14 protein-coding genes are annotated in these 16,180 nt (G+C 59.2%); 6 read left to right on the forward strand and 8 right to left on the reverse strand.

The genetic code is table 11. The annotated features are described in order from the left end of the window. Positions 1 to 31 precede the first annotated feature (31 nt). The 3 genes from AU465_RS10235 (at position 32) to AU465_RS10245 (ending at position 3,703) form a co-directional block, all read left to right on the forward strand. Positions 32 to 1,561, forward strand: coding sequence for an FGGY-family carbohydrate kinase (locus AU465_RS10235; RefSeq protein ID WP_192246513.1), 1,530 nt, complete (start codon positions 32 to 34; stop codon positions 1,559 to 1,561). A gap of 140 nt (positions 1,562 to 1,701) precedes the next feature. After that, entirely contained in the window at positions 1,702 to 2,532 is an 831-nt protein-coding gene (locus AU465_RS10240; RefSeq protein ID WP_192246515.1) for an aldo/keto reductase, read from the forward strand. A gap of 118 nt (positions 2,533 to 2,650) precedes the next feature. After that, positions 2,651 to 3,703, forward strand: coding sequence for a proline racemase family protein (locus tag AU465_RS10245; RefSeq protein ID WP_192246517.1), 1,053 nt, complete (start codon positions 2,651 to 2,653; stop codon positions 3,701 to 3,703). On the opposite strand, the gene AU465_RS10250 is transcribed toward AU465_RS10245, so the two are convergent. Together AU465_RS10250 and AU465_RS10255 are read right to left on the reverse strand one after the other, a co-directional pair. Beyond that, positions 3,700 to 4,665: a LysR substrate-binding domain-containing protein gene (locus tag AU465_RS10250; protein ID WP_192246519.1), complete on the reverse strand. Its 966-nt coding sequence runs from the start codon at positions 4,663 to 4,665 to the stop codon at positions 3,700 to 3,702. The genes AU465_RS10245 and AU465_RS10250 overlap by 4 nt on opposite strands. Positions 4,666 to 4,888: 223 nt before the next feature. Continuing rightward, positions 4,889 to 5,995 carry a mandelate racemase/muconate lactonizing enzyme family protein gene (locus AU465_RS10255; protein ID WP_192246521.1) on the reverse strand — a complete coding sequence of 369 codons (1,107 nt, stop codon included), beginning with the start codon at positions 5,993 to 5,995 and terminating at the stop codon, positions 4,889 to 4,891. A 335-nt stretch (positions 5,996 to 6,330) separates the two neighbouring features. Between AU465_RS10255 and AU465_RS10260 the strand changes: the two genes are divergently transcribed. Beyond that, positions 6,331 to 7,947, forward strand: coding sequence for a trimethylamine methyltransferase family protein (locus AU465_RS10260; protein WP_312891232.1), 1,617 nt, complete (start codon positions 6,331 to 6,333; stop codon positions 7,945 to 7,947). A 105-nt stretch (positions 7,948 to 8,052) separates the two neighbouring features. Here the strand turns inward: AU465_RS10260 and AU465_RS10265 are convergent, their stop codons facing one another. From AU465_RS10265 to AU465_RS10275, 3 genes are read right to left on the reverse strand one after another with little or no spacing between them, the layout of a single operon-like run. Further along, positions 8,053 to 8,982: an electron transfer flavoprotein subunit alpha/FixB family protein gene (locus AU465_RS10265; RefSeq protein ID WP_192246523.1), complete on the reverse strand. Its 930-nt coding sequence runs from the start codon at positions 8,980 to 8,982 to the stop codon at positions 8,053 to 8,055. A gap of 23 nt (positions 8,983 to 9,005) precedes the next feature. After that, the gene (locus AU465_RS10270; RefSeq protein WP_192246525.1) at positions 9,006 to 9,755 is read right to left on the reverse strand and encodes an electron transfer flavoprotein subunit beta/FixA family protein; all 750 of its coding nucleotides are present in this window, start codon (positions 9,753 to 9,755) and stop codon (positions 9,006 to 9,008) included. A 5-nt stretch (positions 9,756 to 9,760) separates the two neighbouring features. Then, entirely contained in the window at positions 9,761 to 11,479 is a 1,719-nt protein-coding gene (locus tag AU465_RS10275; protein ID WP_312891233.1) for a choline dehydrogenase, read from the reverse strand. Between AU465_RS10275 and AU465_RS37115 the strand changes: the two genes are divergently transcribed. Further along, positions 11,463 to 11,810 (forward strand): tautomerase family protein, encoded by a 348-nt coding sequence (locus AU465_RS37115; RefSeq protein WP_192246527.1) that lies wholly within the window; start codon positions 11,463 to 11,465, stop codon positions 11,808 to 11,810. The two genes, AU465_RS10275 and AU465_RS37115, sit on opposite strands and share 17 nt — an antisense overlap. A gap of 198 nt (positions 11,811 to 12,008) precedes the next feature. Then, entirely contained in the window at positions 12,009 to 12,617 is a 609-nt protein-coding gene (locus AU465_RS10285; protein ID WP_246505954.1) for a GntR family transcriptional regulator, read from the forward strand. Between the two features lie 47 nt (positions 12,618 to 12,664). Here the strand turns inward: AU465_RS10285 and AU465_RS10290 are convergent, their stop codons facing one another. The 3 genes from AU465_RS10290 to AU465_RS10300 are packed head-to-tail and all read right to left on the reverse strand — an operon-like array spanning position 12,665 to position 16,098. After that, complete coding sequence (locus AU465_RS10290) at positions 12,665 to 13,828, reverse strand: NAD(P)/FAD-dependent oxidoreductase (protein ID WP_192246531.1); 1,164 nt, start codon at positions 13,826 to 13,828, stop codon at positions 12,665 to 12,667. A 55-nt stretch (positions 13,829 to 13,883) separates the two neighbouring features. Next, positions 13,884 to 14,666 carry a pyrroline-5-carboxylate reductase gene (locus tag AU465_RS10295; RefSeq protein ID WP_192246533.1) on the reverse strand — a complete coding sequence of 261 codons (783 nt, stop codon included), beginning with the start codon at positions 14,664 to 14,666 and terminating at the stop codon, positions 13,884 to 13,886. Positions 14,667 to 14,718: 52 nt separating this feature from the next. Then, positions 14,719 to 16,098 carry an NAD(P)/FAD-dependent oxidoreductase gene (locus AU465_RS10300; RefSeq protein ID WP_192246535.1) on the reverse strand — a complete coding sequence of 460 codons (1,380 nt, stop codon included), beginning with the start codon at positions 16,096 to 16,098 and terminating at the stop codon, positions 14,719 to 14,721. Between the last annotated feature and the right edge of the window lie 82 nt (positions 16,099 to 16,180).

Genomic DNA, 16,180 nt, shown 5'->3' on the forward strand with positions numbered 1-16,180 from the left:
GGCTGGCACCAGGAGCAGGAAGGAGTTGAACGTGAAGTTTGTTCTGGGAGTCGATATCGGCACCACCGCCATCAAAGCTGCGGTTTTTGACGAGCGTGGTTCCGACCGGGGAAGTCACACGTGCGAATATAACTTGCTCACCCCCTTCTCCGGGGCTGTGGAGCTCGACGCACGATCGTACGTCGACGCGTTCAAATCGGCTATCGCCAGCGCCATCGCGACCGCGCAGGTATCGAAGGACGACATCGTATCGCTGGGTATTTCAGCCCAGGGTGAAACGCTTTTTCTTGTCGACGAAGACGGTATGCCGTTGCGACCGGCCATAGTCTGGATGGATACGCGGGCAAACGACGAAGCAAGCTGGATCGAAGCGCAACTCGGTCGCGAAGTCGTCCACAAGACAACCGGCCAAGTGGGCATGAATGCGATCTGGCCTGCGTCCAAGATATTGTGGTTGAAGAAGAACGAGCCCGACGTGTTCGCGCGGACCGCGAAGTTCCTGCTCATCGAAGACTATTTCATCTTCCTGCTGACGGGCAAATATGTCTCCGAGGACTCACTGCTCTGCTCGACCATGTATTGGGATATCAATACGCGTCGATACTGGCCGCAGATGCTCGACACCCTTGGGGTGAAGGAGTCCCAGCTTCCAGAAATCATGCCGCCGGGCACGGCCATAGGCAAGGCGAACGCGGCGGCGGCGGCCGAGTTCGGGCTTTCTCCCGACACGTTGATCTGCCTTGGCGCACTCGATCAGGCTTGTGGCGCCATCGGCGTTGGAAACGTGCGGCCCGGAATTTTTTCGGAAAGCACTGGCGCTGCGCTCGCTTCGGTGGCGATGACCGATCATCCTTTGATCGATCCCGCTGGAGAAATGCCGTGTTTCGCAAGCGGCATCCCAGGAATGTACATGCTGCATGCCTTCTCCACTGGCGGAATGGCCATCCGATGGTTCCGAGACAGTTTCTGGGCCGCGGAGTTGGAGAAGGAACAGGCCGGAGGGGTCAACGTCTACTCGCTTATCGACCAGGCGGTGGCGAGCGTTGCTCCAGGTGCCGAAGGGCTTCTCGCCTTGCCTCATCTGCAGGGATCGGGCCCACCTGACACCAACGCCAAGGCTAAAGGCGTGTTCCTCAACGTGACGCTGGCGCATTCCAGAGCCCATTTTGCGCGCGCGATCATGGAAGGCGTTACCATGGTGCTGCTGAGAATGATCGAAGGGACGCGAGCTCTTGGCGTCGGCGTGACGGAGGTCAGGTCGCTGAGCGGTGGCGCAAAAAGTCGAACCTGGTGCCAAATCAAGTCTAACGCGTGCGGCCTGCCGGTCCGCACCATGAAGACAACTGACATCGCGGCCTGCCTGGGGGCCGCAATATTGGCGGGGGTGGCCGCTGGTTTGTGGCGGTCCGTAGAAGAGACGGCAACCTCCTTCGCGGAATATGACTCAGAGTTCGAGCCTGATCGCGCGCTGAAGCCGCTCTATGACAATATGCTTACAGAATACAAATCGCTGATGACGGAGCTTACACCCTCGTTCAATCGAGCCGCGCGGTCTCGCTGATCGGCGGCAACCGGCACGAGATCGCGGGAGTCTCCTTGGCCGGAGCCAAGGGGGCTCTGACCAGCCAACCACCCGTCATCGACGAGGATTGCCGAAAACTAGCCGGGCCGGGGCAACCCACCGGGCAGAAGGAAATACGCATGCCTGAACAGCTGACATTGAACGACGGCGCCGGCATTCCCCAGATCGGTCTTGGGGTGTGGCAGGTCGATCCGGGCATCACGTCACAAGTCGTGCGCTGGGGGATCGACGCCGGCTACCGCCTGATCGACACCGCCGAGGGCTACCGCAACGAGGAGGGTGTCGGCGAAGCGATCCGCGCCGCCGGCGTGCCGCGGTCCGAGCTGTTCATCACCTCGAAGCTGCGCAATGGCGCCCACCAGCGTGATACCGCGCTGCGCGCCTTCGACGACACGATGCAGAAGCTCGGCATCGACCGGATCGATCTCTTCCTCATCCACTGGCCGGTGCCCAGCCAGGATAAATATGTCGAGGCCTGGAAGACGCTGGTCGAGCTGAGAGAAGCCGGCCGCATCAAGTCGGTCGGCGTGTCGAACTTCAACCAGGACCATCTGGAGCGCATCATCGCCGAGACCGGTGTCACGCCCGTCGTCAACCAGATCGAGCTGCACCCGCGCTTCCAGCAGCGCGACAAGCGTGACTTCCATGCCAGGCACAACATCAGGATCGAAAGCTGGAGCCCGCTTGGCAGCGGCCGGCTGCTGGCCGACCCGACGCTGGAAGCGATCGCCAGGAAGCACGGCAAATCGGTGGCGCAGGTTATCATTCGCTGGCACCTCCAGGAAGGCCTGATCGTCATCCCGAAGTCCAACCATCAGGACCGTATCGCCGCCAATTTCGATGTCTTCGGCTTCGAGCTGGACGGCAACGACATGGAGACCATCCGCGGCATGGATTCCGCCGATGGCCGGACCGGGCAAGATCCGGCCATTGCATCGTTTCTGTTCTGACATTCCGGTGCGGTCTCCTTGCGGGACAGCGAGCAATGGTCCCGGCCAAGATCACCGAACGTCGCGTGCCAAACCCAGTTCCGAGCGATCATATCTCGGAGAAGAAGCGAGGAAAGCCATGGGATTCAAAAGGACGATCCATGCGGTCGACACGCATTCGGGCATTCCCATGCGAGTCATTACCGGGGGCATCCGGCATATTCCCGGAGCTTCAACCTATGAAAAAATGAAATGGCTTGAAAAGAACGATGATCAGTTGCGCAAGCTGGTCTTGCGCGAGCCCCGGGGATATCCGGCACATTGCTGCAACATCATCGTGCCACCGAGCCATCCGGAGGCCGACGCCGGCTATATCATCCTGGAACAGATCGAATATCCGATGATGTCGGGAGGGAACACGATCTCAGTTGCTACCGTCTTGCTCGAGATGGGCATCCTTCCGATGAAGGAGCCCACGACAGAGCTGGTGCTCGAGGCGCCAGCTGGACTCATCAGGATTAAGGCGGCGTGTCAGAACGGAAAGGTCAAGAGCGTCACTTTCAAGAACGTGCCGGCGTTTGCCGCCCACCTCGATGCGGTAATCGACGTACCGCATCTGGGTAAGGTTACCGTCGATGTCGGCTGGGGGGGAATGTTCTACGTCATCACCGACATCCGACAATTCAAGGGTCTGAAGCTCGTCCCAGAGCACGGGAAGGAGATCGCCCGGATTTCTTCGATGATCCGACAGGCAGCCGTCGAACAGCTCCCGGTGGCCCACCCGAACTATCCAGGCGTCGGAATCACCGTCTCTCAGATGTCAGGCCCAACCGACGATCCAAACGCCGATTGGAGGAATGCCGTAACCATGGGCACGGGTGAGTTCTCATGGGATGATCCGTCCACCTGGACGGGGGCTCTTGATCGTTGCCCGAGCGGCACGGGCACTTCTGCAAAGATGGCGGTTCTTCATGCCAAGGGCGAACTGCCGCTCAACCAAGATTTTCGTCACCAAAGCATCATGGGCATCGTCTACACCGGACGACTTGTCGATGAAACGACCATTGGGAATACCCGCGCGGTTGTGCCGACAATCACCGGCACTAGCTGGATCTTTGGCCTAAATACGCTCGTGCTCGATTACGACGATCCATTTCCCGAAGGCTTCACTGTCGGCGATATCTGGGCTTAGAGAGGGTCAGCGTTGGGCGAAGTCACGTGGTCGTTCCGGTCCGTCTCGGCATCGTCGGAGCCTGCCCTCAACTCCTGGATCAACCAACTAACAAAATGGTCTAGAACCAGATTCCGCCGAGCGCGTCGCGCAACGACTATATGGAACTTACCCGCCGCGCTGATGCTCGCATCGCCAAGTCGGACGAGGGTTCCATCATCAAGGAATGTCTGGACCAGCAGGCTCCAGCCTAACGCTATCCCCTGCCCGGCCCGAGCCGCGTACAGCACAGCGGTGTAATGGTTGAAACTCAACGCGGGGGCAAACACGCTGTTTTGGATGCCCAGCTCGGAGAACCAATCCTGCCACGTGTACCACGTCGGTTCCTTCATATCTTCGTTGATAAGCTCGTAGCGGCCTTCCCAAAATCGGGCGGCAGTCGAACCAAGCCTTTGGACGTAGTCGGGCGAGCACACGGGAAACAGAATGTCGCCGCGTGACTCGACAACGTCTCCATCCCTGAAAGGGGCGACCCCATAGCGGATCGCAACGTCGACCTCTCCCGCCTCAAGGTTGATCCTGTCGTCAGTCGACTGGACGCGAATTCGCGCATTTGGATAGTCGTTCCGGAATCGAACGAGCCTCGGCAACAACCAAAGCTGCGACAGGGCCGTGGTCACCCCGATCGTGATGGTGCCATTCGTTGATGCGGCGCGATATTCTGCAACACTGTCCGCTATTCCGGCAAAGTGTCGATTCAGGGCGGCGGCGAGCCTCGCGCACTCGGCAGTTGGCTCGATGGATCGGTGACGTCGAAAAAACAGCTGTGTCCCGAGATAGCTTTCCAAGGCCATGATCTGACGACTGACGGCCGTCTGCGTCACCCCCAGTTCGCGAGCGGCCAGTGTGAAACTCTTGTGCCGACTGGCGGCATCCAAGGCGACCAAAGACGTGAGAGACGGAACACTTTTCTTAAACGACATCGGGGCTGACCTCGGACGCCTGTAGCCGAGGCGGAACCAATGTCTTCCTGAATAGCAAAAGGGCGCTGCCTTGGACAGAGTTTCTCAGATACCAACTTCCAAGGGCGAAACCCGCGGGTTAATCTGCGCCCGGATCGTGGTCTCGGCGCCAGATGGTGGCACCACGCACCCAGGGTGACGCGGCCACGGCCGCCGGGGCTCGAAGACTTAGCGCGACGACGCCTTAGCCGTACTCTCGAATGGGCTTTCCCCAAGCATCCGGTTTGGGGACAACGCCCAGACCTGGGCCAGTGGGAACGTCGATCCAGCCGTTCTCGATCGTGATCCCGCCGTTCTGGTCGTAGTGGCCATCAATATACGGCGCAGCGATCCATGCGCCTTCGCACAGCGAAGGTGTCACGGTCGCAGCAAGGTGGACGCAGGCGGCTGCGATGATGTCGCCTCCCCACGCATCGTCACAGCTGAAAGGGAGATGTGCGAAATGGCAGATGTCCCGCACTGTCCGCATGCTGCTCAACCCACCGAGCCTTGTAACTTTCAGGCCGAAGCCGTCTACGGTCTTGTTGACCGCAGCGTTCAAAATCACGCCAAGATGCTCGGTGGACTCGTCGAGATACAAGGGATGCCTGACTTGATTTCGCAGACTGGCAACTTCCTCATAAGTGTTGCAAGGCTGCTCGAGAACATAAGGAAGATGCTCTGTCAGACGTGAAGCCGTAATAGCGTCCCCCGTCGACCACCCGCGGTTCACGTCAACTGCCCATCTAACCTCGGGTTTGATGACTTCGCCAACTTTGCGAATTGTTGCGATGTCCTCTTCCAGGGACCTGCCGCCTACCTTGGTCTGGATTCGGGTGTAACCCTCTCGCTGTTTCTCCGCCACAAGCGATGCCGTCTCCTGTGGCGACATGACTGTCGTTGAATAATAGGACGGGACTTTTCCCCGAACCGCACCGCCCAGGAGATCGCAAACGCGGGCATTGTACGCTTTCCCGGCGATGTCCCACAGCGCGATATCGACTGCCGCCTTCGCGTAGCGCGCACCATTCAGAGCGAGGTCCATGGATCGGGCGATGTTTTCGGTGTGAAGTGGATTTAGCCCGATCAGAGAAGGACAAACCTCATGAAGAGCCGCGCGTGCGCCCAGCGCGTGTTGTGGCTGATAGACAGTTCCCGCAGGGCAAACCTCTCCGTAGCCAATGATCCCTGTGTCCGTCATCAGCTCCACTATGGTCGTGTCAAGCACGCGGGTCGTTGTCGAGGCCATTCTGTATTCGCCGCCGACCACCGGAAGGGAGACTGCGTAGAGCTTTATCGCCTTGATTTTCATTGCGAGATTCCTGCCCGTTGTTCCAAGTATCTTGCTCCGGCGCGCGAACGCGCCGCGCGCCGGGAGTGATGCGATCTATCGAAGGAGCAGCCGTGGATAGTATGTGAGGCAGCCGAGAGTCAATGCACCCATGCATGTGAAAAAATCATGCCATTGCCAACTTGTTTGCATAAAGCATGGGAAAACCCGGAGATCGCGCGACTCCCAACCGGCTTTTGGCTCTCATGCGCGATTTTTTAGCCGAGGTGCGCATCTCGCATGACTTAAGATCATGCGTTACCTTAGGATTTGGCATTTCATTTCCCTTGCGCCCTGTGAAATCATTCGAGCACAGAATGAATCTCGTTCCGGACGGGCGGACAGGTGATATGGCGGAAGCGTTAAGACAGGATGCAGGAGTAAGTCTGGAGCATGCCAAAACAGGGCGCAGCGGCGGCCGGAATGCAAGGCGGGCACTGCGCACCGCTCCGGTCTTCGATATGCTGCCGGCTCTTAGGCGAGGCATCCCAACCTGCGAGGTGATGGACGAGGAACAGATCGCCCGGATCGACGACGCGTCGATGTCCATTCTCGAAGAGGTCGGAATCGTCTTTCGCGACGAAGTGGCGCTGGCCGATTGGCGAGCCGCTGGAGCCGACGTGCGTGGCGACAGGGTTCACCTCGATCGCGGGTTGGTGCGTCAGTTGATCTCAACAATCCCTTCGGGTTGGACCTATCGCGCTCGGAACCCGGCCAAGGATCTCAAATTCGGAGGCCAGAACTCGATCTTCGTGCCGATGGGAGGCGCTCCCTACATCCGAGGACTCGACAATGAGCGTCGCTGGGCCACGCTCTCGGATCTCCAGATGCTGGTAAAGTTGACGCAAATGTCGCCGGCTCTGCATTCCACGTCTCACCACATCATCGAGCCCATGGATGTGAAGGTAAGCCATCGCCACTTGGAGATCGCCTATTCTTCAATCAAGTACTCAGACAAGACTTTCATGGGGATGGCGACCACAGAGCGGAACGCCGAAGACGTGCTTGACATGGCCGCGATTCTGTTCGGCGCCGATGCAATGGATACGACGCCGGTCATAACGGGCAACGCAAATTGCAATAGCCCGCTGCTTTGGGACGAAATGATGCTGGGCGCGATACGAGCCTATAGTCGCAGGAACCAGCCGATACTCTGCTCCCCTTTCGCCCTCGGAGGTGCGAACACGCCGGCCTCTGCCGCCCCTACGGTGGCGCAGCTGAACGCAGAAGCGTTGGCTGGCCTGTCATATACACAGGTAATTCGTAAAGGAAGTCCGGCGATCTACGGGCATTTCCTATCGACAGTGTCGATGAGGTCTGGGGCACCAATGGCCGGTACACCCGAGATCAGCCTCATGAATTTCATGATCGGGCAGATGGCGCGCTTTTATGGCGTGCCGTGGCGGAGTTCGAACATGTTGGGAGGCTCCAAGGTCTTCGATGCCCAGGCAGCCTATGAAAGCGCGATGACCCTGAACGCTGTTCTTCACGCCGGCGCGAACTACATCTGGCACTCTGCCGGATGGAACGAGGGAGGTCTGCAGTGCTCTGTCGCGAAATTCGTCGTCGACGCCGACATGTGCGCGATGGGATATCGAATGGCCGAAGGAGTGCGGTGGGACGATTTCGACGAAGCGATGAAGGCAGTGCGCGATGTCGGGCCCGGCGGCCACTTCCTTGGGCACCCACATACCCAGGCCAATTTCGAGCGTGGCTTCTACATGCCGAAATTGTTTGACAACAACTCCATAGAGCAATGGCAAGCTGAAGGCAGCGTCGAGATTACCGGCAGAGCTTTGGAATACGCCAAACGGCTGTTGGACGAGTATGAAGAGCCAAAACTCGACCAAGCCGTGGATGAAGCTCTACGCGACTATCTGACCCGGCGGAAACGCGAAATTCCCGCCGAAGATGCGTTGAATACTAGCTATTAAACCGCTCGCGCTGATCGCAGAGTTCGGCACGCCTCCTAGTACGGCACATCTGTTGGCAAAAGTGTTTGTCGCTATACAAACTGGGGCACACATCACCTCTTTCCATCACAAAGCCTTTTGCAGTTCCGGCAAAATGACGAAGAGATCGCCGACGAGGCCGTAGTCGGCGACCTGGAAGATCGGCGCCTCCTCATCCTTGTTGATGGCGACGATCACCTTGGAATCCTTCATGCCGGCGAGGTGCTGGATGGCGCCGGAGATGCCGACGGCGATGTAGAGGTCGGGCGCGACCACCTTGCCGGTCTGGCCGACCTGCCAGTCGTTCGGGGCGTAGCCGGCATCGACCGCGGCGCGGGAAGCGCCGACGGCGGCGCCGAGCTTGTCGGCGACCGGCAGGATGACCTCCTGGAACTTCTCCGAGGAGCCAAGCGCACGGCCGCCCGAGATGATGATCTTGGCCGAGGTCAGTTCCGGACGGTCGGTCTCGGAAAGCTTGTTCTCGACAAAGCTGGATAGGCCCGGGTCGGCTGCCGTCGAGACATTTTCGACGGCAGCCGCATTGCCTTGGGAGGCGCTTGGATAGGAAGCGGTGCGTACAGTGATCACCTTCTTGGCGTCAGTGGTCTGCACGGTCTGGATGGCGTTGCCGGCATAGATCGGCCGCTTGAAGGTGTCGGGTGAGACCACCTCGATGATTTCGGACACCTGTGCGACATCGAGCAGGGCAGCCACGCGCGGCGCGACGTTCTTGCCCGACGAGGTCGCCGGGGCGACGATCGTGTCGTAGGAGCCGGCGAGCGAAACCACGAGAGCCGCCAGCGGCTCGGCCAGGCGCTCAGCAAGCTCGTCGGCCTCGGCCAGCAGCACCTTGCGAACGCCCTTCAGCTTGGCGGCGGCGTCGGCGGCGGCCTTGGCGCCCTTGCCGGCGACCAGCACGTCGACGTCCGAGCCGATCTGGAGGGCCGCCGACAGCGCCTTGGCGGTCTGGTCGGAAAGGGTCGCGTTGTCGTGTTCGGCGATGAGGAGAATAGCCATTTTCGTGTTCCTTTCCCGATCGCTTACAGCACGCCGGCTTCGTTCTTGAGCTTGTCGACCAGCTCGGCGACGCTCTTGACCTTGACGCCCGCCTTGCGGCCGCCCGGCTCCTCGGTCTTGATCACCTTGAGCCGCGGCTTGACGTCGGCGCCGTAGTCGGCCGGGCTCTTCTCGTCGAGCGGCTTCTTCTTGGCCTTCATGATGTTGGGCAGCGAGGCGTAGCGCGGCTGGTTGAGGCGAAGGTCGGCGGTCACGATCGCCGGCATCTTCAGCTCCACCGTCTGCAGGCCGCCATCGACCTCGCGCGTCACCTTGGCCTTGTCGCCGGCGAGCTCCACCTTGGAGGCGAAGGTGCCTTGAGCCCAGCCCAACAGCGCCGCCAGCATCTGGCCGGTCTGGTTGCTATCGTCGTCGATCGCCTGCTTGCCGAGGATGACGAGGCCGGGCTTCTCGGCGTCCACCACGCCCTTCAGCACCTTGGCGACGCCGAGCGGCTCGGTCTGCTCGTCGGTCTTGACCAGGATGGCGCGGTCGGCGCCCATGGCGAGCGCGGTGCGCAGCGTTTCCTGCGCCTGCTGCGGACCGATCGAGACGACGATGATCTCTTCCGCCTTGCCGGCTTCCTTCAGCCGGATCGCCTCTTCGACCGCGATCTCGTCGAACGGGTTCATCGCCATCTTGACGTTGGCAAGCTCGACCGCCGAACCGTCCGACTTCACCCGGACCTTCACGTTGGCATCCACAACCCGCTTCACGGGCACAAGGATCTTCATCCTGATTACCTTTGCTTAATCGACGAAATTTGCTCTCGCGCACTCTTGTCGGGCGCGCGGTAGTACGGTGCATTGGATGGCGCCAAGGCAGGTTTTCCGAGAATGCTATCCGAGATTTTCTCGGCCATCATCATGATGGCGGCACTTAGATTGGCGGTTACGATTCTGGGCATGATGGAAGCGTCCACCACACGAATGCGGCGGACCGCTTTCACCCTCGCCTCGGCATCGACCACTGCCTCGTCGTCCGCGCCCATGCGACAGGTGCCCGAGGGATGATAGGACGTCCCTAGATTGGCCCGGACGAACCTTTCGACATCCGCATCTGTGCGCACGTCCGCGCCGGGGGTCAGTTCAGTGCCCCGATATTTGTCCCAGATCGGCTGATGGATCATGTCGCGAGCAAGCCGCACGCCGTCAATGAAGTCCTGAACGTCTTGCGGAGAATCCAGATGGTTGAAGACGATGGATGGAGGTGCCGCAGGATCGGCCGATCGCAGGGTCACGGCACCTCGGCTCTCGGGGCGCGAAAGGTCCATCCAAAACTGGAAACCGGGAATTGCTACCAGCTTGCCGTTTTTAACCTGTCGCGTAAGCGGCAGAAACTCGAATTGCATATTTGGAAAAGCCACGTCTGGGCGTGTCCGAAGAAATGCACCGGCTTCGAAGAAATTGCTTGCGCCGAGTCCTTTCTTACGCACAGCCCAATCAACTGCAAGCTTGGCTTGGCCAAAAAGGTTCAGTTGCGAGACCAGAGAATCTTCATACCTGGTCGCATATTGGAGGTTCACACCGGGGTGATTTTCCAGATTACGGCCGACCGCCGGCACATGGGCTTTGAGCGCAATTCCGTGCTTGCGCAGATCATCGGCGTCACCGATGCCCGATAGCATCAACAGTTGAGGGCTGTTGAATGCGCCCGCGCAAAGAATGATTTCGCGATTGCAGGTTACCGTCCTGGTATTGCCGCCCTTAGAAATCTCGATCCCTGTGGCGGCCCCATTCTCGATTACGACCTTGTTGACATGAGCGCGGGAAAGCACTTCCAGGTTTTCTCTGTCTCTGACCGGATGAAGATATCCCCGTGCCGAAGTCCAGCGGAGCCCCTTGTGCACAAAAGCCTGGGCAATATGGACGCCTTCTTGTCTGTAACCGTTGTGGTCGGACGCCACTTCGTGGCCAGCCTGCTCGCCGCTCCGCAGAAATACGTCAAAGAGCTTGTGCTCGGCTTTGCATCGGCTGATGAACATAGGTCCATCGCCGCCACGCCACTCGTTGGCTCCATCAGCAAAAGTTTCCATTTTGCGGAAATAGGGCAGGCAATGCGCGTAGTCCCACCCTGGCAATCCGCCTTCGGCCCAACCATCGAAATCCATCGGGTTGCCGCGATTGAATATCATGGCATTGATCGATGAGGTGCCGCCGATTACGCGGCCGCGCTTCTCGTCGATCATTCTTCCGCCGAGTTCGGGCTCAGGGCCTGACTCATAGCCCCAACCGAGCTTTTTGCTTTGGTAAGTGAAAGGCAAAGCAGCCGGCATGGAGATCATAGGACTGCGATCGGATCCCCCGGCTTCGACGAGCAGAACGCGGATTGCCGGGTTTTCACTAAGTCGCGCGGCAACGATGCATCCAGCGGACCCGGCCCCAACGACGATATAATCAAAGCGCGCCCTTGCAGGATCCAAGGCGATACGGTCCCCATAGATGTTGGAAGGCTCCACTGCCACCGCTCTTAAATGCAAATGTCACATATTGGATACCATTCTATTTTATCGTATAAAGTCGTGTCAAACTCAAACTTTCGTTTCAACCGGATTCCGTGCCCCACATCGGGGCCAACTGAGGAGATGGAAAATGCCTTGGATCAGGATCGATCTGTCAGAGGGTCGGAGCGTGGAGCAGAAGCAGAAAACCGCAAAGGCGATTACGAATGCCTTGGTAGAGTTCTGCAACTGCACGCCCGAGTCGGTTAGCATCGTTTTTAATGACGTGAACGCGGACAACTGGGCTTTCGGCGGCACGCTGATTTCCCAGAAGGGGAAGAACGAGTGACGCGTTGCCGAGTCCTCCAGATCTTCGTGCACGCATAAGGTTGGAATGTGCACCAAAAGTCCAAGGGGATTGACAAACAATCATATGCAATCTTACACAATTGCATAAATATTGATTCCACCTTTGACCATAGGTTCATAAATGGCACCCAAGCAAGCACCAGCTCGCAAACCCGCGCCTGAACTTGTGAGAGACGGATTGCGCGCATCGATTCTGGCCGGCGAGTTCGAAGCCGGATATCAACTTCGACAGGATGAGGTGGCGGAGCAGTTCGGGACCAGCCGCATTCCAGTACGCGAGGCATTGCGACAGCTGGAGAGTGAAGGCCTCATCATCTTCCATGCCAACAAGGGTGCGGTTGTCAAAGGGCTGTCCCTCGAAGATGTCCTCGAAATGTTGGATATCCGAATTGGGCTCGAAACCAGGGCTTTGAAACTGGCCATCCCGAACATGGCAATCGAAGACCTCGAAGTGGCGCAGGAAATTCTCGACCGCTATGACGCGGCTTCAGACCCAGAAGCCTGGGGGGAGATGAACTGGAATTTCCACTGGACACTCTATGCGCCCTGCAGCAGGCCGAAGCTGCTCGCCATGATTGAGGCTAACTATGGGCACGTCAGCCGCTTCATACGCCGTCAGGTATCGCGGGCGGCCGGTAAGGTTCGCCCGCAGAAAGAGCATCATGAACTGCTCGACCTTTGTAGGCAGGGGAAGATTGACGAGGCCGTGGATTTGTTGGAGAGACATATCGAACAGACCCAAAAATCCCTGCAGGCGAGCAGCCGGCGAATGGAAGCGGGCCGATAGCCGTTGTCAGTCCGGGCCACACAGGCGGTGGCCAATATTGCCTAACCTCAGATGATGCCCCGCTCAGGAAGTGGCTTGCCGTCGACAAGGCGTTGCCAGCCGAAGCGCGTCAGATCGATCGTCTCGTAGCGGCCGTTGAGGATGAGCTCGGCGATGGCTCGGCCGCATCCTGGCGCATGCATGAGGCCGTGACCGGAAAAACCGGCGAGCATATGGAAATTGCCGAGCCCGTCAGCTCCTGCCCCCATGATGACGTTGCCATCGAAGTCGTTCTGATCATAAAGGCCGGGGAGCGTGTTCTTGCACTTTGTGCGCTCGAACTGCGGGAAGCGGTGGGCAAGCGCCGGCCATACGACGTTTTCGAAGTAGTCATGATCGACGTCGAAATTATATCCGCGCGGCTCCGCCAGCGTCGGAATACCACCCGAATAACCCTTGCCTTCAGGCCGAAAGGCCAGCCTTTCCGGATCCTTTAGATAGGGCAGCGGCTCGATCGGATCCTCCGATTCGAAATAGTGCTCGAAGCGACGCAACGGTTCAATCGGCACTTTGATTCCGAGCATTGCGCAGATATCCTTCGCCCATGCACCGGCTGCGTTGACGAAATGCTCTGCCTCTACGCGCCCATTGGATTTCAACGTAGCGGCTATCACCTGACTGCCAGCACGCTCCAACCCTGTAACCTCGTCAGCAAGATACTCCACGCCGAGCGACCGCGCCTTCTTGCGGAAGCCCATCAGCACGCTGTGCGGGTCGAGCCATCCGTCATCGGGAGAGTAAACCGCCGCACCAAGATCCTCCACATTCATCGAGGGAAACTTGTGCTTCAGCTCGTCCGGCTCCAGCCACACGACGTTGCAGCCAAGCCTCTGTTCAGTCTCGAAGTTGCTCTTCAGCATGTCGCGCGCCGAAGGCGGCACTATGAAGAGATATCCGTTCTTCTTGAAGCCGATCTCCGCCTTTGCTCCGTCGATGGCCATCGTATCGGGGAAGGATTCGAAGAATGGTATGCTGAAATTCGACAGTTCGATGTTCTCGGGAAGTGAGAACAGTCGCCGCACGCCGCCTGATGCTCTTGGGGTAGAGGCGAGCCCATAGGTTGGGTCGCGCTCCACCACACTCACAGCCGTAGTGGGCGATCTTAGCTTCACGAAATAGGCGACCGCCGATCCGATTGCACCGCCGCCTATGATCAAAATATCGGTCTTCACGTCGCCTCCTGCATATTTGCTGCAATCGAAGTCCCGCCCACGCGGGATTCACTCGTCATGCCTCTCGGCGTGCCTGCCTGAGGCGCTCTCCTACGGCATCAAGCGCGGCTGTCAGCGCCTGCAAGCCACCGTCCTTTCGGAATTGTTCGAATAACTGATCGTTCAAGCCACCGACGGTGGTATGGCCGATCCGCAAATCCTCGAAGCTCTTCTCCGGGTTCCTGACCGCACTGCCCGCCAACCCATGAAAAAAGGGCGCCAGATAGGCCCTCGCCTTGCCATAAGGTACTCCCGCGGAGACGAGCCACTGTGCGCAGGTCTCGGAGAAGCCGAAATACGCGCCCATCAATCCGCCGGCCACCGCAAAAGCATCGAACTCGTCAATCGTCTCGCAGTTGATCACTGTGCCCAAGGCAGCGAAGATTGCGGTCAGCGCGTCAGACCCAGGATAAACGGCAGTCACGCCGTTCAGGTCCGACACGAACGGCAATGGAACTGCTCTCGAGATATCGACGTCCGCACCAATCCAATCGAGCAATGTCGGGATCGGAACGCCGGCAATCAGACTGGCCACGATCGTGCTTGGCGCAAATTGCAGGGGGCGCAGAACCTTCTCCGCGATTTGCGGTCGCACGGCCAGGACGACGATATCCGAACCGCTTACGACATCCTGGTTGTCTTCACCGATCCGCACGAGAGGCGACAAAGCGGCCAGTTTCGTTGCTGTCGGCTTGGAGCGTGGCGAGACCAGGATTTCGACAACCGGGAATTCCGCCTTCAGAAGGCCTCTCACGATCGCCTCGGTGATGATGCCCGTGCCGACGAATCCGATTCTCATGGCGTCCGCCACGCGATCGCTTGACTGTCGGACGGCCGCCAACGCCATCGCATCACAGCATGCCCCTGCTTTGAAGAGTTGCCAGATCCGCCATGATCGCTGGGTCACTATAGCGATCGAGGCTCAGCATCCTTGCGTAGGGGGGAAGCTCGGTCCCCATCACCCAGGCGGCGCAGATCAGCCCCGTCGCGCAGGCCGCCATTGTGCCGAAGCCTGACAATGCCCCGGCCACGAACGCCCCAGGTGTCGTCATCGGACCGATCAGTGGCCAGTTTTCCTTGGCCATCGTGTAGTAGCCACCATAATGATGAGCGCCTCGCGGCAGGCGGCCGACATAGGCGCCAAGCGCGGGCTGGAGGCGGCTTGCGGCGCGCAGCACTATGTCTGGGAAATGCTCGTCCGTAGGCTCTGGTTCGTTCGGATCGCTGGCCCGTTCGTTAAAGGCCCAGCCGAGTTTGATCCATTTCCCGGCCTCGGCTCCGTCCGGACGACAATGTATGCCACCGCCGATAAATTTCGTCAGATGAACGGTAGCTGGATCATCGGCCAGGATGGCCTTCTCTTCCTCGGTCCAGTTCAGCGTTTGGCCGTCAAGATCGATGGAGAACGGCAGGTTGCGAGGAACGGCGCCCTCATGGTCCTCGAAGGCGATCTTCTGCTGATAGACGCTGGAGACGGGCAAGTCTTCTCCCAACAGCGCTGCCACGTTCTGTACAAAGGGTCCGGCGGCGTTGACGATGCGCTCGGCACGAAGACGAACAACCTCTCCCTTTGTTGCGACAGAAAGGACGAAGGGCGCCGGTCCGTCGATGCCGACCACCTCACCGCGAATCAAGCGCCCCCCTGCGGACTTGATCGTTTCGAGCATATATTGGCCGAGCTGCTGGCCGCTGATAGAGCCGGCCCGACGAATGTGGAGTACCGTCGCGACGTCGTGGGCGTAGGCGGGAAAAGTCTGGCGGATAAACGACCTGTCGCGAAGCACGTCTACGCCATCAGCCGCATCTTCCCAGTTAGCCGACAAGGCCGGCTTGTAAGCTGAGTGGGCACCGTTGCCCTCATGAATGCGAATGAGATCTTCGGCCTGTCCGGCGTAGCCCCGGTAGAGATCCTCGATGAGATCGTCCGGATCGCTCCTTCGCGTCAACAACGCATATCCGCGGCGCGTCATGCTGATCCTGTTGTCTGTCTCGCGCGCGATTTGCTCCATGAGCCGGATGCTGTCGTTCGTATAAGCCGTCATCGTCGGATGAGGCCACCAATTGCGATAATTCTCGCCAGATTGCGCCGAAGTGAGGCTCATGGGATCGCGCGGGTCGACTATCGCAATGCGCGAAACGCCATGGTTGCGGACGAGATAGTGCGCGACGGCTAGACCGACACTCCCCGCTCCGATCACTGCGACCTCGACATGCTGCCCGTCCGCGCTCATTCCATCTCCTTACGCCGCGGCACAGTGCCGCCAATGCCTAGCTCGACGCGCTCGGGTCACTACCTCAAGCCCGTTGAAGCAC

Origin of the sequence: Mesorhizobium silamurunense (assembly GCF_014843905.1) — a bacterium.
Lineage (GTDB): Bacteria > Pseudomonadota > Alphaproteobacteria > Rhizobiales > Rhizobiaceae > Mesorhizobium > Mesorhizobium silamurunense.

Bases quoted from the DNA above. Each gene is read 5' to 3' on its own strand.
- AU465_RS10240 (WP_192246515.1), top strand. From the start codon at position 1,702: ATGCCTGAACAGCTGACATTGAACGACGGCGCCGGCATTCCCCAGATC.
- AU465_RS10245 (WP_192246517.1), top strand. From the start codon at position 2,651: ATGGGATTCAAAAGGACGATCCATGCGGTCGACACGCATTCGGGCATT.
- AU465_RS10250 (WP_192246519.1), bottom strand. From the start codon at position 4,665: ATGTCGTTTAAGAAAAGTGTTCCGTCTCTCACGTCTTTGGTCGCCTTG.
- AU465_RS10255 (WP_192246521.1), bottom strand. From the start codon at position 5,995: ATGAAAATCAAGGCGATAAAGCTCTACGCAGTCTCCCTTCCGGTGGTC.
- AU465_RS10260 (WP_312891232.1), top strand. From the start codon at position 6,331: ATGAATCTCGTTCCGGACGGGCGGACAGGTGATATGGCGGAAGCGTTA.
- AU465_RS10265 (WP_192246523.1), bottom strand. From the start codon at position 8,982: ATGGCTATTCTCCTCATCGCCGAACACGACAACGCGACCCTTTCCGAC.
- AU465_RS10270 (WP_192246525.1), bottom strand. From the start codon at position 9,755: ATGAAGATCCTTGTGCCCGTGAAGCGGGTTGTGGATGCCAACGTGAAG.
- AU465_RS37115 (WP_192246527.1), top strand. From the start codon at position 11,463: ATGTTGGAAGGCTCCACTGCCACCGCTCTTAAATGCAAATGTCACATA.
- AU465_RS10295 (WP_192246533.1), bottom strand. From the start codon at position 14,666: ATGAGAATCGGATTCGTCGGCACGGGCATCATCACCGAGGCGATCGTG.
- AU465_RS10300 (WP_192246535.1), bottom strand. From the start codon at position 16,098: ATGAGCGCGGACGGGCAGCATGTCGAGGTCGCAGTGATCGGAGCGGGG.